Consider the following 24,430-nt stretch of genomic DNA (forward strand, 5'->3'; position numbering starts at 1 on the left):
CGGTCGTCGCGGAGGCGGCGGGCCTCACTCCGCCGGCTCCGCGGGTCGAGGGGCGCCACGGAGCCGGGCCAGGCCGGCGCGTACGGCGGGGCGCACGTGCCAGTGGTCCTTCACGAACCGGCTGGTGCGGCGGTCCACGACGAGGATCCACAGCAGACACACGGCGGAGACGATCAGGGACACGGCCTTGACCTGGTCCGCGATGTCCAGGAACTGCCAGGTGAAGAGCTGGTCCGCGGCGCCGAACGCCAGGAAGTAGCCGACCGTGAACACGACCCACTTGATCTGCCAGTTGTCCCGGATGCCGAGCACGGCGAAGAACGGCAGCAGCCACAGCAGGTACCAGGGCTGGATGATGGGCGAGAGGATCACCAGCGCGGTGAACGCCCAGGTCATGCGCGTCATCACGCGGTCCTGGCGGCCGAGGAACATCAGGGCCAGCACGATGAGCACCGAGAGCGCGCGTCCGGCGGTCTTGTACACGCCCTCGACGGCCTGCACGTCCGCCCCCTGTCCGAAGAGCTCGCTCGCCCCCACCGTGATGAGGGACAGCATGCCGATCGGCCCCCACGGCACGGTGCCCGTGCCCGTGCCGACCATGACGGCCACCCAGCCGAAGCCGAAGCCGTTGAGCACCCCCACCAGGGCCATGAGGCCGAAGGAGATCCCGGCGGTGAGGGCCCAGAAGGCGAACCGGCGCGGCCATCGGGCCGTCGGGCCGGCCCACAGCAGGCCGATGAACGGGAGCAGCACGAGCGTGATGGGCTTGATGCCCAGGGACAGGGTGACCAGCACGACGCCGGCCACCCCCCACGCGACGGACTGCCCGGGCCGCTGGGGGCGGAGCGGATGCCCGGCGCGCAGCGCGCACCACGTGCCGGCCAGGGCGAGGCCGACCATGAGGGCGTCGTTGTGCCCGGACGCGACGAAGCTGATGGTGAAGAGCGGGTTGGCGACGCTGATCCACTGCGCCCACGCACCGTTGACGCCCAGCCGGCGGGCCAGCAACGGCACGAAGACCATGATCAGCGCGACGCCGGCCACCGCCACCAGGCGGAACAGGAAGATCGCCAGGTCCGGGTTCATGTCCCCCGAGATCGCGACGACGGCCTGCTCGATCCAGAGGAAGATCGGACCGTACGGGGTCTCGGAGTCCGCCCAGGTGGCGTCCGCTCCGAGCTGGAACCAGTTGGACAGCGAGGAGATCGTGTCCACGTAGGGGTCCTGCCCCGCCTCCATGAGACGGCCCTGTCCCACGTAGGCGAAGATGTCCCGGCTGAAGATCGGCAGGGCCACGACCTGGGGCAGGCACCACAGGACGGTGGCGAGGTTGACCGTGCGCAGGGCGCCGCGACCGAAGGGGCGGATCGTCTGGCCCAGGCGCAGCCAGGCCCAGAACATCACCCAGCAGCCGAGGGTGAGGAGCGCTGTGCCGGCGAGCACGCCGGTCTCCTGGGTGCGCCACGGGATCAGCCACTGCCAGCGGTTGATCGGGGAGGCCGAGGCCAGCCAGCCGACGGAGTACGAGCCCACCACCAGGAGGAGGGAGCCGAGGGTCCCCACCAGGATGGGCCACCAGTCCGCGCCGGCGACCTGGGGGTCCGCGCGGAGGCCGCCGACGCCGACGTACTCCGGCCGGTGGGCCGTGGACCCGGACGGACGCGGGGTCGACACGCTCATGCGACGGGTCCTTCCGTGCGGTCCTGCGAGGGCGCGCGAGGGCGCGGCTCGCTCGAATCTACCATCGTGACACGCGAGTAGCCTGGGGGCATGAGCGAGACGAGCACCCCCGCGCCGGAGAGCGCCCCCCTGGTCTGGATCGACTGCGAGATGACCGGCCTGCACCCCCAGGTCGACGAGCTCGTCGAGGTGGCGGTGCTCATCACGGACGCCGAGCTGAACATCCTGGACGAGGGCATCGACCTGGTGATCCGTCCCTCCGCGGCGGCCCTCGAGCAGATGGACCCGTTCGTCCGGGACATGCACACCACCTCCGGCCTGCTGCCGGAGCTGGCGGAGGGCCTCGAGCTCGACGACGCCGCAGCGCGCGTCCTCGAGTACATCGCGGCCCGCGTGCCGGCCGGCAAGGGCCTGCTGGCCGGCAACACGGTGGGCCAGGACAAGCTGTTCCTCGCCCGCTACATGCCCGCCGTCGTCGACCATCTGCACTACCGGATCGTGGACGTGTCCACCGTGAAGGAGCTGGCCCGGCGCTGGTACCCGCGCGCCTACTACCAGGCCCCCGCCAAGACCGGGGGCCACCGCGCTCTCGGGGACATCAAGGACTCCATCACCGAGCTGCGCTACTACCGGGCCGCCGTCATGGCCCCCGCCCCCGGCCCCACCACGGAGGAGGCCCGCGCCATTGCGGAGGTGGTGTCCGGGGCGCAGGCCTGAGCCGGCACCCCGGCCTCGCCGCCCCGATTCGGCGCTGCGCGGGATCTCGTGTACTGTGGACCCCGCTGCGCCGCGCGGATCCGTCCGTGTGGAGCAGGCATGGTGGGCGTAGCTCAGTCGGCAGAGCGTCTGGTTGTGGTCCAGAAGGTCGCGGGTTCAATCCCCGTCGCTCACCCCACCGTAAGGCCCGGAATCATGCGGATGATTCCGGGCCTTATCTCGTCTTGGTAGTGCTGTTGGGTAGTGCTCGGTCCCCACGGGGTACGCACATCATCGGAGAGCACCAGGAGAGATGCGTTGGCTACCATCCAGACGCGCACGAACAAGGCCGGCCGGACCACGTACCGGGTCGGCTTCTACGAGGCCGGCCGGTTCCAGTGGCTGCCGGCCCTCGCCCGCGAGGCCGGCGCCCAGCGCGTCAAGGCGATCGTGGAGGACCCGCGGCAGGGGCCCACGGTGGCCCGCCGGATCCTCGAGGCCCAGGTGGACAGTGCCCCGGGCATGCCCACGCTCGCCGAGTTCTTCCCGCGGTACATCGAGCACCGCGGGCTCCGCTGCACCCCGGGCACCCTGGCCGGGTACGAGGCAGAGGCCGCGCGCACGTTCCTGCCCCGCCTCGGCGAGCTGCCCGTGGACATGATCGACCGCCGCACGGTGGCCGAGTGGATCCGGTGGCAGCTGCAGCAGCCCACGGCCCGCTGGCGCGCGGCCGCCGCCCGCGCCGCGGCCGCCACTCCCCCGCGGCCCGAGCCGCCGCTGGCCACGGTGTCTCCGAAGACGGTCCGCAACGCGCACGCCCTGCTCTCCGCGGTCCTCGGCCTCGCCGTCCAGGAGGGCATCCTGCCAGCCAACCCCGCGCGCGGCGCCGACCTGCCCGACGACGACGTCGAGGAGGAGCGCGGCATCTTCAGCCGAGCCGAGTGGGCGCGCTTCTACGCAGCCATATCCGAGTCGTACCAGCCGCTGCTGATCGTCCTGCTCGTCACCGGCGCCCGCTGGGGCGAGGCCACCGCCCTGCAGGTCCGCGACCTCGACGTCGCAGCCAGCGTCATCCACGTGCGCCGCGCCTGGAAGAAGGGCAAGGAGGGCGCCGTCCTCGGCGTCCCCAAGACCGCCCGCGGCCGCCGCACGATCATGCTCCCCGACTGGGCCGTCGAAACACTCGAGCCATTGGCCGCCGGCCGTGCCGCCGACGAGTTCCTCCTGACCGCCCCCGGCGGCGGCGTCATCCACCGCACGAACTTCGTCGAGCGCCACTGGAAGCCGGCGCTCGCGGCCGCCGGGATCGCCAAGCACCTGACCCCGCACAGCCTGCGGCACACGTTCGCCTCGTGGGCCCTCATGGATGGGGTCCCCGCACAGGTCGTCCAGCACCGCCTCGGTCACGAGTCGCTGCAGACCACCTCCCGCGTGTACGCGCACCTGCTGCTGGACGCCCAGCGTGCCGCGGTCGACGCGATCGGCTGGGAGCCTCCCCCCGGCGCCTGACCCCTGGCGCAGCGAGAGGCCCCGTCCAGCTGGCTGCTGGACGGGGCCTCTCTTGCGCTTCCCTTCGCGGCCTCCACGCTCCCCGAGGGGGCGGACACGTTAAGCAGCTGGCACCCGTACCGCGCGCTCGCGGGTCTGCCGAGCCTCCCGGGCCCGCCGCGTGATCACCGGGTAGGCGGCGATCGCCACCGGGTCCTCGGCGAGCGTGGCCACGCGCATCGCCAGCGCCGTGCCCTGCAACCCGACCAGATGCTCAGCGGCCCGGTCACGCGCGGCCCCGTGCCGCCACCGCCGCCCCCACAGCTGCAGCGCCATGTGGTCACGAACGGACAGGTGGCCGGCGCACGCGGGCGCCTGGGTGGTGGTGGTCATGTCGGGACGGTACGCCCGGGGGTGGACGTAGTACGTGGGATCAGCGGTCCGTGATGGTGGCCGTTCCGCGGTACTCGTCGTCGCCGGTAAAGGTCACCGAGCAGGAGTACCGGTGCCCAACCGTGCCGCCCAACGCGTTCTCCGCTTCGACCGCTCCGGTCACTGTCCATGCCTTCGGCCCCCCGGATGCCGTCTCGCGGGAGAACTTGGCGGTGCTGGGGGCGCGCAGCTTCTCCTTGACGAGGGTCTGGCAGGCAATCTTCGCGTCCCACTCCTCCGGCTCGTCAGGGCTGGCGTTGCTGAAGGCAGAGAAGATTGCCCACGCGAGCAGTGCCATCACGGCCACGAGGGGCCAGAGGCAGCCCGCGACGAGCGGGTTGCGCCCACGCTCCAGGGTGGCGGGCGTAGTGCCGCCGGCCCAGTCCTTGAGGGTGTAGCCCGCGGCGCGCAGCTTCGCGCGCACGTCCTCGTCGTTGTCCGCGGCCTTGAGCTCCCGTACGGTCTCGCCGCGCTGGTTCTTCACTGCGATGGTGCGTAGGCGTGCGATCGTCTTGCCGTCGAGCAGCTCGTCTCGCCCCTCTGACACTTCCGCCGTGTACTTGGTCGTCTTCGCCATGTCGCCCTCCTTGGTGGTGCGCCCTGCGCGGCGCGTTGCCTTGATTCTGACCTAGCCGATGGCCCCCGCCTAGCAGGCGCTCAGGCAGAGTGCTCGGTGGCCAACGCGGCGAGATGCTCCCGCTCGGTCCGGGTGAGGCCGGCCAGTCGGTCGGTAAGCACGAGCGGGGTCACCCACAGTTCGTCGGCGAGCTCGTCCAGGCTCATGGACCAAGGCAGGGCGTCGGCGAGCTGCTCGAGCGTAATCAGCTGCCGGGCCGCGGCCGCGCGTACGGCGTGCTCGACGGCCGGCGGCTGGCAGCCGCGGTGGCCGTGCTCGAGGTGCACGAGCTCGTGGGTGAGCGCGCACCGCCGCTCGGCCTGCGTCATGCGGGGGTCGAGCCAGATCACCGTCGCGCCATCGGTCGCGGCTGGCGCCGTCGGGTGTGGGCGGGCCCAGACCACGACGACGTACGTCAGCGTGCGCAGCGCCCGCCAGGGGTGGAACATGCGACCATCGTCGTTGTGGGGACGGACACGGTATGGGTGAGCACGAGCTGGACTGTGGTGGACTGAGCGCGCCTGCGTGACAAAGGGTCGAACATCTGTTCGACTGGAGCAGGTCTTCCAGGGAAGGAGCGATCGCGATGGCGAACACCTCAGCGATTGAGTGGACCGAGGTGACGTGGAACCCCGTGACCGGTTGCGACCGCGTGGCGGCCGGCTGCGACAACTGCTACGCGCTGACCTTAGCCAAGCGGCTCAAGGCGATGGGTGCTGAGAAGTACCAGAACGATGGGAACCCGGTGACGTCCGGCCCCGGGTTTGGCGTCACCCTCCATCCGAAGGCCCTGGGCCAGCCCCGCTCGTGGAAGGCCCCGCGCGTGGTGTTCGTGAACTCCATGAGCGATCTCTTCCACGCCAAAGTTCCGTTGGGGTTCATCCGGGACATCTTCGACGTCATGCGCGAGACGCCGCAGCACACATATCAGGCGCTGACGAAGCGCTCACTGCGGATGGCCCGTCTAGCCGATCGCCTCGACTGGCCGGCCAACTTGTGGATGGGCGTCTCCGTGGAGGACGAGACTGTGACGGGCCGCATCGACCATCTCCGCGAGGTGCCGGCAGCGGTCCGGTTCCTCTCCTGCGAGCCCCTCATCGGACCCCTGCGGGATCTGGATTTGGCCGGCATCGACTGGGTCATCGCGGGCGGCGAGTCTGGTGCGAACCATCGCCCCATGGACCAGGCCTGGGTGGAGGACATCCGCGACCAATGCGTGTCTGCCGACGTGGCGTTCTTCTTCAAGCAGTGGGGTGGGCGGACGCCTAAGGCCAACGGGCGGCTCTTGGAGGGGCGCACCTGGGACGAGATGCCTACCTCCCGCGCCGCGCTGGCAGGATGACCGCGCGCCCATCCACCATGTCTTTGGTGTAGCCCTGGGTGATCCCGGCCTTCTGGAGATTCTTGATGGCCTGCCGTACCTCTGAGGCGCCTGCCGTGCCGAGGTGTTCGCCTAGCCAGTGGGGCACGTCGTCGCAGATCCGCACCGCCTGGCCTTGACCGAGGTGAGACGAGAGCCTCGTCTGGATAGCGGCGATGGCCCGGTTTCTGACGTCGGTCTGCTCTGCGACCACCTGCTGGTCGAACGTCTCCTGCAGGTCGAAGAGCGACCCCTGGGTGTCGTCGAGCAGTCCCTGGTAGTAGTTCTCGGAGTTGACCTGCCGCCACTTCCTGTGAGCCCGAGCCGCGGCGTCAGCGAAGAGCATGGGCGCAGCGAAGTGCTGGTAGAAGAGCATCAGCGTGAAGATCGGCCCCTCAGACGGGGTCCGGCGGATTGGGACGGAGATGACGTTGTGGGCGGTCTCTCCGGTCATGCGCTGCATGTACTCGCGCGCCACGTAGGAGGCGGCTGTAGCGGCGGAGGAGCTGTCGCCACTCACGTCAGCCTGCCGCCGAGCCTCAGCGAAGACCTCCCGCCACCACGGCCCACCAAGAAAACGGTCACCGCGGAGGAGGGTGACGGTCTCGCCACTTGAGGCGGAGGCTCCCTTCCGGACGATCCCTCCGATGCGCCACACGGTGGAGAGACTGAAGTTCAAGAGGACCTCGGTCGACCGCGCTGGCCGCAGGAGCAGCTTCGAGGCGACGACGTCGTACGGCAGGGCCGTGCCGAACGGGTCGAGAAAGAACAGAGCTGGGCGGGTGCCGATGTCGTTGAGGATCGCGTCGATCTGCTCCTCCACGGCGCCGTGGTGCAGATAGACGGGACCGGCCCCCTGCCCCTGCGCGGCGACCGCGTGCCGGAGGGTCTCCGCATGAGCCCTATCTCGCTCCACGAGGTGGATGTGCATGATGCGGTTCTGCGCTGCAAGCTTGCGTGCGATGTCCACCGCGTAGAGCGGCGACCCCTTGTGCGCGTCGTCGTACTGCCCCGCGCCGGCGTAGCCATCGACATAGGCCACCTCCCGAGGGGCCTTGCTAGCAACCTTCATGGCCCACGGTGTGAGGTAGTCCTCCAGCACCTTGAGCTTGAAGACCGCGGCGGGCTGCTGCGACGTGAAGAAGTTCGTGTTGGCGCTCATGCGCCGGCCTCGTCGCCGGGGTCCTGGTTCTCCTCGCCGACGTCGCCCCACTCCCGGGCCTGCCGGTCGCGGGTCAGCTCGAAGTCGGGGTGTGCTGCCAGATCGAAGTCGGCCGGCGCGTCGGCCGCCGCGGTCTTTTGTTCAGCGCCAGCGTCACCGCCGCGCGCTCCCCCGCGCTCGGCCGTGCCGCGCTCGCGGTCCTGATCCTGGTCTGCGTGGTCGCGCTCGTCATGGTGGTCCGTCCTACGTCGGTCGAGCATGACCCGCAGGACTGCAGCGAGCAGCTCCTGGTCATACGTCGATAGGTCAGGGGATTCCTGAACGACGTCGAGGACCGACGGGTGAAGAGCCGAGTCGAGCTCCACTCCTATGGACTCCAGCGCTGCGGTGACCACGTGGGCCACGGGCACCCTCAGCACGAGCGCGAGCATCGTGATGTTCTCGCCCTTGATCGAGGTGACCGGGGTGGACTTGAGCCGCGCGAAGCTGGCGTGGCTCATGTCGTACCCCGCGCGGTCGGCGCGGGCGGCGAGGTCGCTGAGGGACCAGCCGTTCCGCTCCTGGGCTGGGGCGATCAGTCGGCCCAGCGAGTGCATGTCGTTCATGGCGACCAATCTGCGGTGCGATGCCAAGGGGAGCAACCGACCTCGGACACCCGCTGTTGCGTGGAAGTGGACACCGAAACGGTAGCAACAAAGGGGGTGTTGTGCCGCAGGGCGGCGCGGATACGGGGCGATCAGCGCGGACCCGGTGAGGAAGAGCCGCTTGCGACCCCATCGGTCCGCGAGGTTGCCGGTGGAGAGCAACAGGGCGGCCAGCAGCACGGCATAGAGGCTGTTCACTCACTGCGCGTCAGTGAGGTCCAAGTGCAGGTCGCCGATGATGGCGAGCGGGACCGCCCGAGGTCCCACGGCGGCCGGTTCCACGGCTCAGCGTCGCAGGGGCGACGCCGCCGGGCATCAACCGTTCGACGGACTCCTCATCCGCTGCCGGGCGTAGAGTCGGCCGGTGAGGGCGTCGACCCGACGCCGCACCCGCACCGGCGAGGAGGCCTGCCCATGTCCGTCGTGAAGATCAACGCCATCAGCGTCCCCGAGGGCGCCGGCCCGGAGCTCGAGAAGCGGTTCGCCGCCCGCAAGCACGCGGTGGACCAGGAGCCGGGCTTCGAGGGCTTCCAGCTGCTCCGGCCCACCGCGGGCGAGGACCGCTACTTCGTGGTCACGACGTGGGCGTCGGAGGAGGACTTCCAGCGCTGGCGGGACGGGCGCATGCCCGCCGCTCACGCCGCCGAGCAGGGCGGCCGCCCGGCGCCGGTCGCCACGGGCGCCGACCTGCTCGAGTTCGAGGTCGTGGACCTGGGCTGACCCGGGCGCCGCAGCAGGCGCATCGCGTTCACGATGACCAGCAGCACAGACGCCTCGTGCACGAGCATGCCGACGGCCATCGTGACGCCGCCGGCGAAGACGCCGGCCAGCAGGGCCGCGACGGTGACGAGGGAGATCGCGATGTTCTGCCGCATCACCCGCACCGTGCGCCGGGCCAGATCGAGCGCCTGCGGCAGCCGCTCGAGCCGGTCGCCCATCAGGGCGATGTCCGCGGTCTCGATGGCCACGCCGGAGCCGGCCGCGCCCATGGCCACGCCGATGTCCGCCGTCGCCAAGGCCGGGGCGTCGTTGATGCCGTCACCGACCATCGCGACGACGCGGCCCTCGGCCTGCAGGGCCTCGATCGCCTCGAGCTTGTCCTGGGGCAGCAGGCCCGCCCGCACGTCGTCGACGCCCACCTGCCGGGCCACGGCCTGCGCGACGCCGGGCTGGTCGCCGGTCAGCATCACGACCTCGCGGACGCCGATCCCGTGCAGCGCCCGGATCATGCCCGCGGCCTCGGGCCGGAGGGTGTCTGCGATGGCGAGGACGCCGAGCGGGATGCCGTCGACGACGACCGCCGCCGGGGTCCGGCCCGCCTCCGCGAGCTCGGCCGCGACGGTCTCGACCCGGTCGGTCGCGGCCGGATCCACGCCGCGCTCGCGCAGCATCGCCACGTTGCCCACGGCGACGACACGGCCGTCCACCTCTCCGGTGAGCCCACGGCCGAGGACGACGTCCACATCGGTGGCCAGCGGGCCGTCCAGCAGGCCGCGGTCCCGGCCCGCCGCGACGACCGGCGCGGCCAACGGGTGGTCCGAGGCCGCCTCGAGCCGTGCGGCCCAGCGCAGCACCTCGTCCTCGGCCCCGGGCTCAAACGCGACGACGTCTGTCAGCTCGGGGGTGCCCGAGGTGAGTGTGCCGGTCTTGTCGACGGCGACGGCGTCGACCTTCGCGGAGCGCTCGAGGAACTCCCCTCCCTTGATGAGCACGCCGTCCTTGGCGCCGCGGCCGATCCCCGCCACGATCGCGACCGGGATGGAGATCACGAGGGCGCCCGGGCAGCCGATGACCAGCAGGGTCAGGGCCAGGGGGACGTCCCGCGTGATCAGACCGGTCGCGAAGGCCAGCACCATGATCGCCGGGGTGTACCAGCGGGAGAAGCGGTCCATGAACCGCTGGGTCCGCGCACGGGCCTCCTGCGCCGCCTCGACGCGGTGGATGATGCGCGCCAGCGTGGTGTCGGCGCCCACGCCCCGGGCCTGCACCTGCAGCAGGCCGGCCGTGGCCACGGTGCCCGCGTACACGGCGTCACCGTCGGTCTTCTCCGCCGGGATGGACTCGCCCGTGATGGATGCCTCGTCCACGGCGCCGACCCCGGTGAGCACCACGCCGTCCACCGGCACCCGAGCGCCGGCCTTGACGAGGACGGTCGCGCCGGGGGCCACCTCGTGGGCAGGCACGGTGCGCTGGGTCCCGTCTGCGTCCACGACGACGGCGGTCTCGGGCGCCGTGGACACGAGGTCCGCGAGCGCCGAGCGAGTCTGAGACAGGGTCGCGTCCTCGAGGGCGTGGCCGAGGGCGAAGAGGAAGGTCACGGCGGCGGCCTCCCAGAAATTGCCGAGCAGGGACGCGCCGATCGCGGCGGTGGCGACGAGCAGGTCGATGCCGACGGTCTTCACCCGCAGGGCGGCGATCGCGTCGCGCGCGATCGGCAGGCCGGCCACGACGGCGGCGGCGAGCATCAGGCCCGCCGCCACGAGGTGTCCGGTCCCGTGGGCCAGCTGCTCGGGCGCCAGCACGAGCGAGACGGCGATCAGCAGGCCGGCCACCACGGGGCGCCGCCAGCGGCGGGACAACGCGAACCGGGCACGAGGGCGGCCCGGACGTGTGACGGCGGGGGTGGACATGGCGGACTCCGTTCGTCGGGGGCGGGGCGGTGTCAGAAGGCCGACGGCCGGGCGGTGTAGCCGACCTTGGCGACGGCCTCGACGAGGTCCTGGGCAGTGGTGGTCTGCGGGTCGTGGTCGACCTCGATGCGCTGGGTCTCGAAGTGGACCTGCGCGCCGGTCACGCCGGGCAGGGCGTCGAGGGCCTTCTCGATCTTCCGGACGCACGAGGGGCAGCTGAAGCCCTCGGCGCGGAGCAGGGTGTGCGTGGTGGCGGTCATGGTCACTCCTGTGGGTCGTCACCGGCGCGGCCGCCGATGAGGCTGAGCGGACGGGCGGGTGCCCGGTCCGATCCCCGGCCTCCGGGGATGTCACTGACGCTACGAAGGGGACGGCGGGCCCGCCTTGACCGCGGTCAAGCCGCCGTGTGGGAGGCTGATGGCGTGCGTATGGACCTGCCCCTCGCCCCCATGGACGAACCAGAGCCGTGCGCGGCCCGGGTCCCGCTGTTCACCGGGCTGGATCTGGAGCAGCTGCGCCGGGTCTCCGCCCTGGCGCGGCCGCTCGTGCTCGAGGCCGGCGATGCCCTGCACCTGGCCGGTGACCGCACGGACCGCCTGTGCGTCGTGCACAGCGGCCGCCTGGCGCTGACGCTCGGCTCAGCGACCGGCCGGGAACGCGTGGTGCGGATGGTCGAGCCCGGGGACTCCGTGGGCGAGCACGAGTTCCTCACGGGCGAGCCGGCCCGGCACGGGGCGCGCGCCGTGGCCGCGACCCGCCTGTGCACCTTCTCCCACGCCGAGGTCGCCCGACTCCTGGCCCAGCATCCGGGCATCGGGGGACGCGTGATGCGGACGCTGGCCGTCCGCCTGGCCGAGGCGGAACAACGGCTGGCCCGGGAGCATCAGCCTGTCACCGCACGGATCGCCGGACATCTGCTCGGCCTGCCGGCCCTCCGGGACGAGGCCGACCTCGTCGTGGTGCTGGCCGCGCCGAAGAAGGACGTCGCCTCGCTGCTGGGCACCACCCCCGAGGCGTTCAGCCGCGGGCTGCGCCGCCTCGCCGACGACGGCCTGATCGCCATGGCGGGCCCGCGGGTGGCGCTGCTGGACCCGGATGCGCTGGAGGCCCTCGCCGCGGAATGACGGCCGTCGTCGTGGTGTCCCCGGCGGTAGGCTGGGGGCTCCCCCGTCCTCCTACCCACGCAGGCCCGCAGCCCGGGCCGGGAAGCGCAGTGCCATGGCCTCCATCCGTCCCATCACCGTCTACGGCGAGCCCGTGCTGCACAGGCGCGCGGCCGAGGTGGAGGTGATCGACGACGAGATCCGCGAGCTGATCGAGGACATGTACGTCACGCAGGACGCCGCGCACGGCGTGGGCCTGGCCGCCCCGCAGGTCGGGGTCGGGCTGCGGATCTTCACGTGGACGTTCCCGGACTCCGGCGACGCGCCGAACGTGGGCCACGTGATCAACCCCGTGCTGACCCACCTGGACAAGGCGCCGCGGGAGGAGCCGCACCCGGACGAGCACACCGAGGGCTGCCTCTCGGTGCCCGGGCTCGGCTTCCCCCTGCAGCGCCCGACCCGCGTGCGCCTGTCCGGCCAGCGCGTGGACGGCGAGATGTTCGAGTTCGAGGCCGAGGGCTGGTTCGCGCGCATCATGCAGCACGAGTACGACCACCTCAACGGCACCCTCTACGTCAACCGGCTCGAGGGCAAGTGGCAGCGGCGCTGGAAGCGCGCGCAGCGGGCCGAGCGTCTGAACGTGCCCGGTGTGACGTGGCTGCCCGGCACGGACGAGGACCCCTTCGGCCACGACGCCGACGACCACGAACACGGCCCTGACGGCGAGCACGGGGACGACGAGGCCTGAGCCTCGCTCGTCGTCCGGCCCGGTCGGCACACGACGACGGCCCGTCCCCTTTGCGGGGACGGGCCGTCGGTCATCGGCGGGTCAGGCCTGCGGGAAGGCGGGGACCTGCTGGCCCGCCATCTTCTCCACCACGCGGATCACCTGGTGCGAGTAGCCGTACTCGTTGTCGTACCAGACGTAGAGGATCGCGTTCTTGCCGTCGTTGTTCACGAGGGTCGCCAGGCCGTCCACGACGCCGGCGCGGTCCGAGCCGACGAAGTCGGTGGACACGACCTCCGGGGAGTCCACGTAGCCGACCTGGCCGCGCAGGGGGCCGGTGAGGGACTCCTGCTTCAGGCGGGCGTTCAGCTCCTCCACCGAGGTGGGCTTGGTCAGCTCGAGATTCAGGATGGCCATGGACACGTCCGGGGTGGGGACGCGGATGGCGTTGCCGGAGAGCTTGCCCTTGAGCTCGGGCAGGGCCTTGGCCACGGCCTTGGCGGCGCCGGTCTCGGTGAGCACCATGTTCATGCCGGCGGCACGGCCACGACGGGCGCCCTTGTGGAAGTTGTCCACGAGGTTCTGGTCGTTAGTGTAGGCGTGCACGGTCTCCACGTGGCCGTGGTCGATGCCGTAGTCGTCCTGGATGACCTTGAGCACCGGGGTGATCCCGTTGGTGGTGCAGGAGGCCGCCGAGATGATGGTGTCCTGGGGCGTGATGTCGTCCGAGTTCACGCCGTACACGATGTTCTTCATCTCGCCCTTGCCCGGGGCGGTCAGCAGGACCTTCGCGGCGCCCTTGGCCTGCAGGTGCTGGGACAGACCCTCGTCGTCGCGCCAGCGTCCGGTGTTGTCGACGACCAGCGCGTCCTTGATGCCGTAGGAGGTGTAGTCCACCGTGGTCGGGTCGTTCGAGTAGATGACCTGGATCTCGGTGCCGTTGGCGGTGATCACGTCGCGGTCCTCGTCCACCACGATCGTCCCGTCGAACGGGCCGTGGATCGAGTCGCGGCGCAGCAGGGAGGCGCGCTTGATCAGGTCGTCCTCCGAGTTCTTGCGCACGACGACGGCACGCAGGCGCAGCTTGGAGCCACCGCCGGCGTGGTCGAGGAGGATGCGGGCCAGCAGGCGGCCGATGCGACCGAAGCCGTAGAGCACGACGTCCTGGGTCTCGCCCAGGCCCTCACCGGCCTTGCCCTTGACCTCGGCGAGCTCGGCGTCCAGGAAGGCCTGGACGTCCTGGCCCGAGGCCTTGTGCTTGGCGGCCAGCTCGGCCAGGTCGATGGTGGCGGCGCCCAGGTCCATCGCAGCCATGGCCTCGACCAGGGGGTAGGTGGACTCGACGCTCAGCGGGGCCTCCTGCACGCGGCGGGCGTAACGGTGGGCCTTGATGATGTCGATCACGCCGCGGTTCACGAGGGAGCGCCCGTAGATCGAGGTGACCACGTTGTGCTCGCGGTACAGGGTGCCCAGCAGGGGGACCATCTTCTCCGCGAGCTTCTGCTGCGTGTTCCACTCGGGGGTCTGGGTCGAGGCGGTGTCTGCCACGGGAGTCCTTCCTTGAAACCTGGCGGGGCCGTCCTGGGCAGGCCCCATCCCCCGACCTCGTTGTCGGCGGACTCCGCCATTCTAGGCGAGGACACGTCCGGAGCGGCCCTGCGGTCGCGACGGGGCGTACACTGGTCGGTCGGGACGGATCGGCGGACGGCCGCGTGCCCCTGCGGGGGTGCGAGGAAAGTCCGGGCACCGCAGAGCAGGATGGTGGACAACATCCACCCGGGGCGACCCGCGGGCCAGTGCCACAGAGAGAAGACCGCCTCCGCGCCGTGTGCGCGGCGGTAAGGGTGAAAGGGTGGTGTAAGAGACCACCAGCGGCCCCGGTGACGGGGCCGGCTCGGTAAACCCCATCCGGTGCAAGGCCGAACAGGACGCGTCACGAGGGCTGCTCGCCCCAGCGTCCGGGTTGGCCGCTCGAGCCCGTCAGCGATGGCGGGCCCAGATGGATGGCCGTCACCTCGCGCGGGGCAACGCGCGCGAGGCACAGAACCCGGCTTACAGCCGGTCCGTCCCGCCTCACGGCCCCCGGCGAGGGTCAGAACCCCTCGTCGTCGAGGATCCGCTCGAACTCGAGCTCCACCACGTGCTCGCGCTCCCGCTTGTCCAGCAGGCGGTACCCGTACGACTCGCCGATCGAGACGACCTTCGCCAGGCTCGGGCGTCGCCGGTCCCGCGGCCATTCGAGCGTCACGCGGTCCTGCCCCGTGAAGGTGCGCTCCCGCAGGCGGTGCTCCAGAGCGGAGGCGTGCGTGCGCTCCCGCCCGCTGGAGCGGACCCCGAGCCACACGGCGGCCGCGATCACGAGCAGGACGAACGGGTACACCACGCCGAACACGTTCATGGCGGTCATCGGGCGACTCCTGGGATGCGGGGCGGCTGTGCGGACCCCACCACTGTGCCAGGTCCGGACGACGACGTCGGCCCGGCCCGTCCGCGCGTCGGTCCGGGGGCGCCTGGCTAGGCTGGCCCGGTGCTGATCCTGCTGCCGCCCTCCGAGGGCAAGACCGCACCCCGCTCCGGGGCCCCGCTCGACCTCGACTCCCTCGCCCTGGCCGACGACGCCGCGGTGACGGGCGCCCGCGCGGACCTGCTCACGCGGCTCGCCGCGGTCTCGGCCGCCCCGGATGCCCTGACGACCCTCGGCGTCGGAGCGTCGCTCGCCGGCGAGGTCGAGGCGAACACGCGCCTGGCCGTCGCCCCCGCCGCGCCCGGTCACCGGGTGTTCACGGGCGTGCTCTTCGACGCGCTCGACCACGCCTCGCTGTCGGCGGCGGCGAAGCGCCGCGCCCGCTTGTCCGTGCTGGTCTTCTCCGCGCTGTTCGGCGCCACCGCGCTGGCGGACCGGATCCCCGCCTTCCGGCTGCCCGTCAGCGCGAAGCTGCCCGGGCTGCCCGGGCTGGCCGCGCACTGGCGCCCCGTCCTGACCCCCGCCCTCGACGCGCTCGCCGCACGGGACGGCGGGCCCGTCGTCGACTGCCGCTCCGGAGGCTACGCGGCCCAGTGGCGGGCACCGGCGGAGCGGACCCTCGCGGTCGACGTGTTCCAGCTGCGCGACGGCGAGCGGACCGTCGTCTCGCACTTCGCCAAGCACACCCGCGGCCTCGTGGCCCGCGCGCTCCTGGAGGCGGGGGCGCGGGAGACCTCGACGCTGGACCGCGTGGCGGACGTGGTCGCGCGGGCCGGGGACGGCCCCGGCTGGGAGGTCGAGCTGGCCCGGCCGTCCGGCGGCAAGCCCGGCGCGCTGCGGGTGATCCTGCCCGAGGGATGATCCCGGACGAGGCGCGGTCCGCCCGGACGCGGCCTCAGTCCTCGACGGCCACCAGCTCCACCTCGAAGCCGTCCGCGGTCTCGAGGTAGGCGGCGTAGTGGTCCGCTCCCCCGGCGTGCGGGTGGCGGTCCTCGAAGAGCAGGCGGAACCCCCGGCCGCGCGCGGCGGCGGTGAGCTCGTCCACGCGGGAGCGTGATCCGGCCCGGAAGGCCAGGTGGTTCAGTCCCGGGCGGGTGCGCTCGTGGGCGCCCGCGGCGACGTCGGGCCCGGCCTCGAGCACGAGGTACTCCCCCGCCCCCTGGTACGTCCGGCCCTCGGCCCACCCCTCGCCGGGCACGTAGCCGAGCTCGCCGAACAGCCAGCCGAGGCTCGCCTCGGCCGCCGCCAGATCCGCGACCCAGATCTCCACGTGGTGCAGCCGGCCCGTGGGCGCGGGCGCCGGGGTCGCATCCTCCGGCGAGGCGACGGCGTCGGGCCCGTCCGCCTCCACGGCCCGGACGTCCGCGTCGGCCTCGAGGCCGGACCCGGCCACCGCCGACGCGGAGGTCGTGGACGCCTCCGCGGCGGTCGACCCCGCGGCCGCGGGGGCCGCGACCGGCACCTCGGACGCGCCCGCGTCCCATTGGCCGCCCCGCGCGCCGGCGTCCATGGCCTCGTTGGAGAGGCGGTCGGCGTCCTTGTTCCGGTTGCGCGGGATCCATTCGTAGGTGACGCGCTCGGGGGGCAGCACGGACCGGGCCTCGGCCGCGAGGCGCCGCATGTCCTCGTGCTTGATCTTCCACCGCCCGGACATCTGCTCCACCACGAGCTTGGAGTCCATCAGCACGTGCACCCGCGCCTCGGGGTCGAGGTCCCGGGCCATCCGCAGCCCGGCCACGAGCCCGGAGTACTCGGCCACGTTGTTCGACGCCTTCCCCAGCGGGGCGGCGTCGGTCCGGAGGATCTCGCCCGTGGCCGGGTCGCGCACCAGGGCACCATAGCCGGCGACGCCGGGGTTGCCCCGCGACCCGCCGTCGGCCTCCACCTGCAGGACTCGTCCGCTCACCGTGCGCCTCCTCGTGTCCGTGGTCGCGCCGTCCGACGCGGCCCCCCACTCTACTGATCGCGCCGGGGGCGGGGCCCGGGGTCAGTCCCGGATGAGGATGGCGCCGGACTCGGGGCAGCGGGCGACGGCGGCCGGCGGGAGGGCCCGGATGCGCGCGACCTCCGCGGGCGACAGCTCCGTGCCCGCGGCCGCGGACCGGTTCCCGACGAGCCGGGCCGCGCCGATGCCGCCGTTGCGCTCCCGCGCCTGCTCGTACAGGGCCAGCAACGACGCGGGGAACTCCGCGGCCAACGCCGCCCGGCGCTGGATGAGGTCCCGGCCACGCTGGGTCACGGCCTGCCCCTCGCGGCGCACCTCCGCCGCGCGGGCCTCGACCTCGGCCCGTGCCTGCTCCAGAGCGGCGTGGCCCTTCGCGAGCCGGGACTTGGCGGCGTCGGCGGCCTCCATGGCCTCGAGCGCCGCGGCCTCGTGGTCATCGAGCAGTGCGGTGAGCGTGTCGTCCTCGTGCTGCATGGCCTGCAGCTCCTTGGACCCGCCCTGGCCCGCTTCGAGCCGCTCCCGGGTCCGGTCCCGACGGGCGCGGGTGGCGGCGGCCTTCTCGGTGGCCTCGGCTCCCGCCCGGTCGGCGGTGCGGGCGGCATCCTCGAGGCCGGGCAACGCCTCCTCGAGTTCCAGCGCGCGGGCGCGCAGCCGGGCGTGCTCCGGGTCCGCCTTGAGCCGACGGACGGCGGCGCGGGCCTGGTCCAGGGCCGTGTCGAGCTCCTGCAGCTCCAGCAGCCGGGCCTGGACGGCCGGCGGTGCGGTGACCTCACTCATGCGTGACTCCCCTCGTCGGCCCGCTCTCCCCCGACCAGGAAGTCCCAGGGGTCGCTGCGGTGATCTGAGAACAGGGTGGTGACGCCCAGTCCCCGCTCCGCCAGGGCGGCCTCCAGGGCGCGGGCGCCGTGCTCGAGCCATAGGGACTCGCTCGCCCAGTGCGAGACGTCCACGAGCGCGGGACGTCCATCCCCCGACACCGCCGTCTCCCGGGCCTCCGAGGCCGGGTGGTGGCGCAGATCGGCGGTCACGTAGACGTCCGCGCCGGACGCGCGGACCGCGTCGAAGAGGCTGTCTCCGGCACCGCCGCACACGGCGACGCGGCGGATGCGCTGGGCGGGATCGCCCGCCACGCGCACGCCGCCGGCCGTGGCGGGCAACGCCGCGTGCACGGCCCGGGCGAAGGCGGCCAGGTCGGTCTCCTCGGGCAGGTCGCCCACCCGGCCGATGCCTTCGGCCCCGGTGCCGGCGGCAGAGGTCGTCAGGGGCGAGAGCGCCCCGGTGACGCCGACGGCACGGGCCAGCACGTCCGAGACGCCGTCCACGACGGCGTCGGCGTTGGTGTGCGCGGCGAGCAGGGCGATGCGGTGCTCGATCAGGGTGTGCAGCAGGCGGCCCTTCGCGGCGGCGGCGTGTCCGACGGCGGCGACGGACGAGGTCCCGCGCAGCAGGAGCGGGTGGTGGGTGACCACGAGGTCGGCCCCGCGGGCGACGGCCTCGTCGGCCACGGCCTGCACGGGATCCAGCGCCCACAGGACGGTCCGCACCGGCGACTCCGGGCGCCCGGCCACCGGCCCGACGGCGTCCCACGGCTCCGCCAGCTCCCGCGGCCACAGCCCCTGGACGACCTCGAGGACCTGCCCGAGCGTCGGCGGGGCCAGGGCATGCACCGGCGAGGCGGGGACGGCGGGACGGGACACGGTCATACCGGCCATGATGGCCCACCCGGCCCGGGCACGCACGACCCGACGGCCCTGGGTGACGGCACGGGGCGGCGTCGTCGGGAATGAAAAGCGCGGCCCGCGTTGCTGTGCCTGCCATGACCGACTCCCCCCGTACCGAGCCCCTCGGCGCCTCCGGCGCGCCCGCCGACGTCCGCGAGCTGACGCTCGCCGGCGGCTGCTTCTGGTGCCTCGACGCCGTCTACCGTCGCGTGCGGGGCGTGCTCGCCGTCGAGTCCGGCTACACCGGAGGCGACGACCCCGCCCCGAGCTACGAGTCCGTGTGCACCGGGACCACCGGCCATGCCGAAGCGGTCCGTGTGCGCTTCGACGCCGCCGTCGTGCCGCCCGAGGTGATCATGGACCTGTTCTTCACCGGCCACGACCCCACATCCTTGAACCGCCAGGGGGCCGACGTCGGCACCCAGTACCGCTCGGCCGTCTTCGCCCACGACGAGGCCGAGGCCCGGTTCTTCGCGGACGAGATCGCCCGGGCGCAGGCGAACTATGACAGCCCCATCGTCACACGCGTCGAGCCGGCGTCCGCGTGGCACCCGGCCGAGGACATTCACCAGGACTTCTATGCGCGGCGCCGTTCCAATGGATACTGCCGTGTGGTCATCGATCCGAAGCTCGCGAAGGTGCGCCGGAACTACTCCGCGTGGCTCGTGGACGCCTGAGCGGCGCCGCGGCTCGATAGCCTGACGCAGGAACACCCACTAGATCGCCCGCGCCCCGAGGCGCACCACCACCGGAGGTACCACCATGGCCCGCATCCTTGACGACATCACCCAGGCGGTCGGCGGCACGCCCCTGGTCCGGCTGAACCGCCTCGCGAAGGACCTGCCCGGCGACGTCGCCGTGAAGGTCGAGTTCTACAACCCGGCCAACTCGGTGAAGGACCGCATCGGCACCGCCATCGTCGACGCCGCGGAGGCGAACGGCGAGCTGACCCCCGGCGGCACCATCGTGGAGGGCACCTCCGGCAACACCGGCATCGCCCTGGCCATGGTCGGCGCGGCACGCGGCTACCGCGTGATCCTGACCATGCCCGAGACCATGTCCACCGAGCGCCGCGTGATGCTCAAGGCGTTCGGCGCCGAGATCGTGCTGACCCCCGGGGCAGACGGCATGCGCGGCGCCCTCGAGCGCGCCCAGGAGATCGTCCGCAGCACCCCGAACTCCATCTGGGCCCAGCAGTTCGCGAACCAGGCCAACGTCCAGGCCCACTACACGGGCACCGGCCCGGAGATCTGGGACGCGTCCGAGGGCGCCGTGGACGTGTTCATCGCCGGCGTCGGCACCGGCGGCACCATCACGGGCGCGGGCCGGTACCTGCGCGAGCAGAAGCCGGACGTGAAGCTCATCGCCGTCGAGCCGGCCGACTCCCCCATCCTCTCCGGCGGCCAGGCCGGCCCCCACAAGATCCAGGGCATCGGCGCGAACTTCGTGCCGGAGATCCTCGACACCGACCTCTACGACGAGGTCTACCCGGCCACCTTCGAGGAGTCCATCGAGACCGCCCGCCGGCTCGGGACCGAGGAGGGCATCCTCGGCGGCATCTCCACCGGCGCGATCATCTCGGCCGCCCTCAAGGAGGCCGCCAAGCCCGAGTCCGAAGGCAAGCTGATCGTCGCCATCGTGTGTGACTTCGGCGAGCGCTACATCTCCACCGCCCTCTTCGAGGACATCCGCGGCTGACCGCCGCCCGCTCACCGACCGCACCGACCCGAAGGGGCCGCCCGTGGGACTGTTCTCCCGCATCAAGGAAGACATCGCGACCGTCCGCAGCCATGACCCGGCGGCGCGCGGTGACCTCGAGGTGGCCCTCGTCTACTCGGGTCTGCACGCCGTGTGGGCGCACCGCGTCGCGCACCGGATGTGGCGACATGACCGGTTGAAGATGCCCGCGCGCGTGCTCTCGCAGGTCACGCGCGCGGCCACGGGGATCGAGATCCACCCCGGCGCGTCGATCGGCCGTCGGTTCTTCATCGACCACGGCATGGGCGTCGTGATCGGCGAGACCGCGGAGATCGGTGACGACGTGATGCTGTACCACGGGGTCACCCTCGGCGGCCGCTCCCTGGCCAAGGTGAAGCGGCACCCCACGCTGCGCGACGGCGTCGTGGTGGGGGCCGGCGCCAAGATCCTCGGACCCGTCGAGATCGGGGAGGGGACGGCGGTGGGCGCCAACGCGGTCGTCGTGAAGGACACCCCCGCCGACGCGATCGCCACCGGCGTGCCGGCCACCGTCCGCCCGCGCAAGGGCCCGGCCGAGGGCAAGCCGCTCGTGGACCCCGCGGAGTACGTGGATCCGGCCCTCTGGATCTGAGGGCCGGGCCCTCGCCGGGTCAGTCCTGCGTGGGGTCGCCCTCGGTCGGCTGCGGCATGACCACGAGCACGCCCTCGCCGTCGACCTCGGTGCGGTCGCCGGACCACAGCGTGTGGAACGAGCCCTCGCGGTCCACGCGCAGGTAGGTGTGGGCGCCGAAGTAGTCGCGCTGGCCCTGCACGAGGGCGGCCGGCAAGCGGTCGGCCCGCAGGCCGTCGTAGTACGCCAGGGCCGAGGAGAACACCGGGACCGGCACGCCCGCGGCGACGGCGGTGCCGACGACGCGGCGCCAGGCCGGCAGGGCCTCGGCGATCGCCTGGGCGAACTCGGGGGCGAAGAGCAGGTTGAGCGGCTGGCCGGGGGCGCGGGTGCCCGGCGCCGGATGGCGGGAGGTGTCGCGGCCGCCGAAGGCCTGCATGATCACGTCGAGCAGGTCGGCGCGGATGATGCAGCCGTCCCGCCACAGCGAGGCGATGGTGCCCAGGTCCAGCGACCAGCCGTACTCCTCGGCGGCGGCCGCGAGCATGTCCATGCCCTGCGCGTAGGCCACGAGCTTGGAGGCGAACAGCGCCTGGCGCACGTCCTCCACGAACGCGTCCGTGTCCTGCGGGGCGCGCTGCGCCTCCTCGTCGACGCCGGCCGCGAGGGTCTCACGGGCGACCTCGCGCACCGCGCGCTGAGAGGACAGCGAGCGGGCGAAGACGGACTCGGCGATCGCGGCCACCGGGGAGCCGACGTCGAGACCCGAGATCGCGGTCCAGCGGCCGGTGCCCTTCTGCCCGGCCTCGTCCACGATCACGTCCACGAGCGGGCGGCCCGTGGCCGCGTCCACCTGCGCGAGCACCTCGGCCGTGATCTCGATGAGGTAGGAGGCCAGGTCGGTCTGGTTCCACGCCGTGAACACCTCGGCCTGCTCGGCGGGCTCGAGGCCGCCCACACGGCGCAGCAGGTCGTAGGCCTCGCCGATGACCTGCATGTCCGCGTACTCGATGCCGTTGTGGACCATCTTCACGTAGTGGCCGGCGCCGTCCGTGCCGACCCAGGCGCAGCACGGCTCCCCCTCAAACTGCGCGGCGATCTTCTCGAGCATCGGGCCGAGGGCCTCGTAGGACTTCTCCGGACCGCCGGGCATGATCGCCGGACCGTGCAGGGCACCCTCCTCGCCGCCGGAGACACCGACGCCCACGAAGTGCAGGCCCTTCTCGGCGAGGGCCGCCTCGCGGCGGCGGGTGTCCTCGAAATGGGAGTTGCCGGCGTCGAGGACGATGTCGCCCTCGTCCAGCAGGGGGACGAGTTGGTCGATGACGGCGTCCACGGGGGCGCCCGCCTTGACCATGATGAGCACCCGGCGCGGCACGGCGAGGGACTGCACGAGCTCGGCGAGCGTCTCCGTCGCCACGAACGCGCCCTCGTCACCGTGCTCGGCCACGAGCTGGTCCGTGCGGGCCCGGCTGCGGTTGTGCAGGGCCACCGTGTAGCCGTGGCGGGCGAAGTTGCGCGCGAGGTTCGCGCCCATCACCGCCAGGCCCGTGACGCCGATGTCGGCGGCGCCGACGGGGACGGTGGTGGTCTGCTCGGTCATCGCGGGGGCCTCCTGTGGCTCGGACGGTGGGACGGGCCGTGCCGGACACGGACCCGCCCCCAGCCTACGTCGACCGCGGTCAGTCCCCCACGGCGTCGCGGCCGCGGCGCACGATCAGCGGGTCCGGGGTGCCGACGACCTCGTGGTCCTTGCCCTCGTACTCGAACTGGGACAGGAAGTAGCGCATCGCGTTGAGGCGGGCCCGCTTCTTGTCGTTGGAGCGGATGGAGATCCACGGGGCGTGGTCCGTGTCCGTGTGGAGGAACATGGCCTCCTTGGCCTCCGTGTACGCCTCCCAGCGGTCCAGGGACTCGAGGTCCATGGGCGAGAGCTTCCACTGGCGGACCGGGTCGATCTGGCGGATCGCGAAGCGCGTGCGCTGCTCGGTCTGTGTCACGGAGAACCAGAACTTGGTGAGGTGGATGCCGTCGTCCACGAGCATCTTCTCGAACAGCGGCACCTGGTTCATGAAGCGGCGGTACTGCTCGTCCGTGGCGAAGCCCATCACGCGCTCGACGCCGGCGCGGTTGTACCACGAGCGGTCGAACAGCACGATCTCGCCCGCCGTGGGGAAGTGCTGGATGTAGCGCTGGAAGTACCACTGGCCGAGCTCGCGGTCCGAGGGCTTGTTGAGGGCCACGACGCGGGCGGTGCGGGGGTTCATGTGCTCGGTGAAGCGCTTGATGGTGCCGCCCTTGCCGGCGGCGTCGCGGCCCTCGAAGACGATGATGTGGCGCTGGCCGGTGTCCTCGCCCCAGTACTGCAGCTTGAGCAGTTCGATCTGCAGGCGGTACTTCTCCAGCTCGTACTCCTCGCGCGTCATGCGCGTCTCGTACGGGTAGTCCTCTTTCCACGTCTCCACGGCACGGCCCTGCGGATCGATCAGGTCGGGATCGTTGGTGTGGCCGTCCGAGACGGTGTAGCCGCCGTCGCGCAGCTTGTCGATGAACTCGCGCAGGTTCTCGCGGGGGGCGTCGGGCTGCAGCAGCTCCATGGACCGTCTCCTTCACTGGGTGCGTCACCGTGCCCGCCCGTCCCCTCCTCGGTACGACGGAGGCGGGCCGCGGCCTGTGCTCTTCACACCATTATGGGTGGGCGGCGGACGAGGAAGCCGGGCCCGGCAGCGCAGCCGGGTGAACAGCAGGTGAACCCTGGGAGGCGAACGGTCACGACCCCGGGCCGACGAACGCCGGCCGGCTCAGCCGCGCGGGCCGACGCCCAGGAGCTCGTCGATCGCCGCGACGGCGGCACGCGCCGCGTCGACGTCGGCGAACTGGGCGACGGCGTCGTCGTACCGGCGGTGCCCGGGAAGCTTGAGGCCGACGGAGGCGCCGTCCGTGGCGGGGAGGATCCAGATCCGGCCGCGCGGCTCGACGTCGCGCTGCTCGGCCACGTCGGCCTCCTCGAACTCGCGGTCGTAGCCGGCCCACTCGATACCGGGCCGCGGGGTGTCGGCACCGTCGAGGACGTCACGGCCGCCCATGCGCAGACAGGTGACGGACTGCAGGAGCGCGTCCAGGGTGCGGGCGGCGGCCTTGCCGGCCAGCTCGTCCTGGAAGAGGGCGAGGATGGACCATTGCCCGTCCTGGAGGAAGAGCATGGTCTGCTGCGCCTCGCCCCCGGTGATGACGGCGAGGTGACGGGCGGCGCCGTCGGGACGTGCGGGCAGCTTCCAGAAGCCGAGGGGGGTCGCGGACATGCGCTCCACCCTAGTTGTAAGAGGTCATGACGTTGTTGACTCGGGCCGGGGCCAACGAGGCCGGAGGGGCGTCCCCGCAGGAGGTATGAGGCCGATGGTAGTTGTAGTGGTTCACCCACACGGCCAGCGCCTCACGCCGAGCTGTCTCTGAG

The 24,430-nt window shown here is 72.3% G+C and carries 27 protein-coding genes, 1 tRNA gene and 1 other RNA gene; 12 read left to right on the forward strand and 17 right to left on the reverse strand.

Annotation, left to right across the window (positions count from 1 at the left end; all coding sequences use genetic code 11):
• Positions 1 to 24: 24 nt before the first annotated feature.
• A complete protein-coding gene (mptB, locus tag MF605_RS08380; RefSeq protein ID WP_061867779.1) occupies positions 25 to 1,680 on the reverse strand; it encodes a polyprenol phosphomannose-dependent alpha 1,6 mannosyltransferase MptB in 1,656 nt (551 codons plus the stop codon).
• Between the two features lie 90 nt (positions 1,681 to 1,770).
• Between mptB and orn the strand changes: the two genes are divergently transcribed.
• The 3 genes from orn to MF605_RS08395 all read left to right on the forward strand — a co-directional run bounded on the left by orn (position 1,771) and on the right by MF605_RS08395 (position 3,885).
• Positions 1,771 to 2,397, forward strand: coding sequence for an oligoribonuclease (gene orn, locus MF605_RS08385; RefSeq protein WP_002857127.1), 627 nt, complete (start codon positions 1,771 to 1,773; stop codon positions 2,395 to 2,397).
• A gap of 102 nt (positions 2,398 to 2,499) precedes the next feature.
• Positions 2,500 to 2,575, forward strand: a tRNA-His gene (locus MF605_RS08390).
• 119 nt (positions 2,576 to 2,694) lie between these two features.
• The gene (locus MF605_RS08395; RefSeq protein WP_010078872.1) at positions 2,695 to 3,885 is read left to right on the forward strand and encodes a tyrosine-type recombinase/integrase; all 1,191 of its coding nucleotides are present in this window, start codon (positions 2,695 to 2,697) and stop codon (positions 3,883 to 3,885) included.
• 99 nt (positions 3,886 to 3,984) lie between these two features.
• On the opposite strand, the gene MF605_RS08400 is transcribed toward MF605_RS08395, so the two are convergent.
• From MF605_RS08400 to MF605_RS08410, 3 genes are all read right to left on the reverse strand, one after another.
• On the reverse strand, positions 3,985 to 4,257 hold the full coding sequence (locus tag MF605_RS08400) for a DUF3263 domain-containing protein (RefSeq protein WP_010078873.1): 273 nt from the start codon (positions 4,255 to 4,257) through the stop codon (positions 3,985 to 3,987).
• A 40-nt stretch (positions 4,258 to 4,297) separates the two neighbouring features.
• The gene (locus MF605_RS08405) at positions 4,298 to 4,873 is read right to left on the reverse strand and encodes a hypothetical protein (RefSeq protein WP_095346850.1); all 576 of its coding nucleotides are present in this window, start codon (positions 4,871 to 4,873) and stop codon (positions 4,298 to 4,300) included.
• An 80-nt stretch (positions 4,874 to 4,953) separates the two neighbouring features.
• On the reverse strand, positions 4,954 to 5,361 hold the full coding sequence (locus tag MF605_RS08410; RefSeq protein WP_134417058.1) for an ImmA/IrrE family metallo-endopeptidase: 408 nt from the start codon (positions 5,359 to 5,361) through the stop codon (positions 4,954 to 4,956).
• A gap of 137 nt (positions 5,362 to 5,498) precedes the next feature.
• Here MF605_RS08410 and MF605_RS08415 point away from each other — a divergent pair, with 137 nt between their 5' ends.
• The gene (locus MF605_RS08415; protein ID WP_010078876.1) at positions 5,499 to 6,254 is read left to right on the forward strand and encodes a DUF5131 family protein; all 756 of its coding nucleotides are present in this window, start codon (positions 5,499 to 5,501) and stop codon (positions 6,252 to 6,254) included.
• Here the strand turns inward: MF605_RS08415 and tcmP are convergent.
• Both tcmP and MF605_RS08425 read right to left on the reverse strand, forming a co-directional pair.
• On the reverse strand, positions 6,226 to 7,434 hold the full coding sequence (gene tcmP, locus MF605_RS08420) for a three-Cys-motif partner protein TcmP (RefSeq protein ID WP_095346851.1): 1,209 nt from the start codon (positions 7,432 to 7,434) through the stop codon (positions 6,226 to 6,228). The two genes, MF605_RS08415 and tcmP, sit on opposite strands and share 29 nt — an antisense overlap.
• Positions 7,431 to 8,039: a hypothetical protein gene (locus MF605_RS08425; RefSeq protein ID WP_095346892.1), complete on the reverse strand. Its 609-nt coding sequence runs from the start codon at positions 8,037 to 8,039 to the stop codon at positions 7,431 to 7,433. Before MF605_RS08425 ends, tcmP begins: the two co-directional genes overlap by 4 nt.
• Positions 8,040 to 8,492: 453 nt before the next feature.
• On the opposite strand from MF605_RS08425, the gene MF605_RS08435 reads away from it, so the two are divergent.
• On the forward strand, positions 8,493 to 8,798 hold the full coding sequence (locus MF605_RS08435) for an antibiotic biosynthesis monooxygenase family protein (RefSeq protein ID WP_010078879.1): 306 nt from the start codon (positions 8,493 to 8,495) through the stop codon (positions 8,796 to 8,798).
• Here the strand turns inward: MF605_RS08435 and MF605_RS08440 are convergent.
• Together MF605_RS08440 and MF605_RS08445 are read right to left on the reverse strand one after the other, a co-directional pair.
• Positions 8,714 to 10,708 carry a heavy metal translocating P-type ATPase gene (locus MF605_RS08440; RefSeq protein WP_243733614.1) on the reverse strand — a complete coding sequence of 665 codons (1,995 nt, stop codon included), beginning with the start codon at positions 10,706 to 10,708 and terminating at the stop codon, positions 8,714 to 8,716. The two genes, MF605_RS08435 and MF605_RS08440, sit on opposite strands and share 85 nt — an antisense overlap.
• A gap of 32 nt (positions 10,709 to 10,740) precedes the next feature.
• The gene (locus tag MF605_RS08445; RefSeq protein WP_010078881.1) at positions 10,741 to 10,968 is read right to left on the reverse strand and encodes a heavy-metal-associated domain-containing protein; all 228 of its coding nucleotides are present in this window, start codon (positions 10,966 to 10,968) and stop codon (positions 10,741 to 10,743) included.
• Positions 10,969 to 11,157: 189 nt separating this feature from the next.
• On the opposite strand from MF605_RS08445, the gene MF605_RS08450 reads away from it, so the two are divergent.
• Both MF605_RS08450 and def read left to right on the forward strand, forming a co-directional pair.
• Positions 11,158 to 11,832 (forward strand): Crp/Fnr family transcriptional regulator, encoded by a 675-nt coding sequence (locus MF605_RS08450; RefSeq protein ID WP_235188187.1) that lies wholly within the window; start codon positions 11,158 to 11,160, stop codon positions 11,830 to 11,832.
• Between the two features lie 94 nt (positions 11,833 to 11,926).
• The gene (gene def / locus MF605_RS08455; protein WP_036340198.1) at positions 11,927 to 12,559 is read left to right on the forward strand and encodes a peptide deformylase; all 633 of its coding nucleotides are present in this window, start codon (positions 11,927 to 11,929) and stop codon (positions 12,557 to 12,559) included.
• An 81-nt stretch (positions 12,560 to 12,640) separates the two neighbouring features.
• Here the strand turns inward: def and MF605_RS08460 are convergent, their stop codons facing one another.
• Positions 12,641 to 14,086, reverse strand: a complete 1,446-nt coding sequence (locus tag MF605_RS08460; RefSeq protein WP_134417059.1) for a glyceraldehyde-3-phosphate dehydrogenase — start codon at positions 14,084 to 14,086, stop codon at positions 12,641 to 12,643.
• 144 nt (positions 14,087 to 14,230) lie between these two features.
• Between MF605_RS08460 and rnpB the strand changes: the two genes are divergently transcribed.
• An RNA gene (gene rnpB / locus MF605_RS08465) (RNase P RNA component class A) lies at positions 14,231 to 14,609 on the forward strand.
• 21 nt (positions 14,610 to 14,630) lie between these two features.
• Here the strand turns inward: rnpB and MF605_RS08470 are convergent.
• Complete coding sequence (locus MF605_RS08470; protein ID WP_036381307.1) at positions 14,631 to 14,945, reverse strand: hypothetical protein; 315 nt, start codon at positions 14,943 to 14,945, stop codon at positions 14,631 to 14,633.
• 120 nt (positions 14,946 to 15,065) lie between these two features.
• Here MF605_RS08470 and MF605_RS08475 point away from each other — a divergent pair, with 120 nt between their 5' ends.
• A complete protein-coding gene (locus MF605_RS08475) occupies positions 15,066 to 15,863 on the forward strand; it encodes a YaaA family protein (RefSeq protein ID WP_061873166.1) in 798 nt (265 codons plus the stop codon).
• A 34-nt stretch (positions 15,864 to 15,897) separates the two neighbouring features.
• Here the strand turns inward: MF605_RS08475 and MF605_RS08480 are convergent, their stop codons facing one another.
• The 3 genes from MF605_RS08480 to MF605_RS08490 form a co-directional block, all read right to left on the reverse strand.
• Positions 15,898 to 16,908: a reverse transcriptase-like protein gene (locus MF605_RS08480; protein ID WP_134417060.1), complete on the reverse strand. Its 1,011-nt coding sequence runs from the start codon at positions 16,906 to 16,908 to the stop codon at positions 15,898 to 15,900.
• 81 nt (positions 16,909 to 16,989) lie between these two features.
• Positions 16,990 to 17,724: a zinc ribbon domain-containing protein gene (locus MF605_RS08485; RefSeq protein ID WP_134417061.1), complete on the reverse strand. Its 735-nt coding sequence runs from the start codon at positions 17,722 to 17,724 to the stop codon at positions 16,990 to 16,992.
• On the reverse strand, positions 17,721 to 18,650 hold the full coding sequence (locus MF605_RS08490) for a Nif3-like dinuclear metal center hexameric protein (protein ID WP_134417062.1): 930 nt from the start codon (positions 18,648 to 18,650) through the stop codon (positions 17,721 to 17,723). Before MF605_RS08490 ends, MF605_RS08485 begins: the two co-directional genes overlap by 4 nt.
• A 113-nt stretch (positions 18,651 to 18,763) precedes the next feature.
• On the opposite strand from MF605_RS08490, the gene msrA reads away from it, so the two are divergent.
• From msrA to epsC, 3 genes are all read left to right on the forward strand, one after another.
• Entirely contained in the window at positions 18,764 to 19,345 is a 582-nt protein-coding gene (gene msrA / locus MF605_RS08495; protein WP_012750832.1) for a peptide-methionine (S)-S-oxide reductase MsrA, read from the forward strand.
• A gap of 85 nt (positions 19,346 to 19,430) precedes the next feature.
• A complete protein-coding gene (cysK, locus tag MF605_RS08500) occupies positions 19,431 to 20,366 on the forward strand; it encodes a cysteine synthase A (protein WP_134417063.1) in 936 nt (311 codons plus the stop codon).
• 43 nt (positions 20,367 to 20,409) lie between these two features.
• Positions 20,410 to 20,997 (forward strand): serine O-acetyltransferase EpsC, encoded by a 588-nt coding sequence (gene epsC, locus MF605_RS08505; RefSeq protein WP_020624780.1) that lies wholly within the window; start codon positions 20,410 to 20,412, stop codon positions 20,995 to 20,997.
• A 19-nt stretch (positions 20,998 to 21,016) separates the two neighbouring features.
• Here epsC and gndA read toward each other — a convergent pair whose 3' ends face one another.
• The 4 genes from gndA to MF605_RS08525 form a co-directional block, all read right to left on the reverse strand.
• Positions 21,017 to 22,579, reverse strand: coding sequence for an NADP-dependent phosphogluconate dehydrogenase (gene gndA, locus MF605_RS08510; protein ID WP_134417064.1), 1,563 nt, complete (start codon positions 22,577 to 22,579; stop codon positions 21,017 to 21,019).
• A 79-nt stretch (positions 22,580 to 22,658) separates the two neighbouring features.
• Entirely contained in the window at positions 22,659 to 23,573 is a 915-nt protein-coding gene (gene ppk2 / locus MF605_RS08515; RefSeq protein WP_036340172.1) for a polyphosphate kinase 2, read from the reverse strand.
• A 204-nt stretch (positions 23,574 to 23,777) separates the two neighbouring features.
• On the reverse strand, positions 23,778 to 24,278 hold the full coding sequence (locus MF605_RS08520; RefSeq protein WP_036312781.1) for a hypothetical protein: 501 nt from the start codon (positions 24,276 to 24,278) through the stop codon (positions 23,778 to 23,780).
• A 10-nt stretch (positions 24,279 to 24,288) separates the two neighbouring features.
• Positions 24,289 to 24,430 (reverse strand): integrase core domain-containing protein (locus tag MF605_RS08525; RefSeq protein ID WP_242821264.1); only part of this gene is annotated, 142 nt, incomplete at its 5' end.

The organism is Micrococcus luteus (genome assembly GCF_022664405.1).
GTDB lineage: Bacteria > Actinomycetota > Actinomycetes > Actinomycetales > Micrococcaceae > Micrococcus > Micrococcus luteus.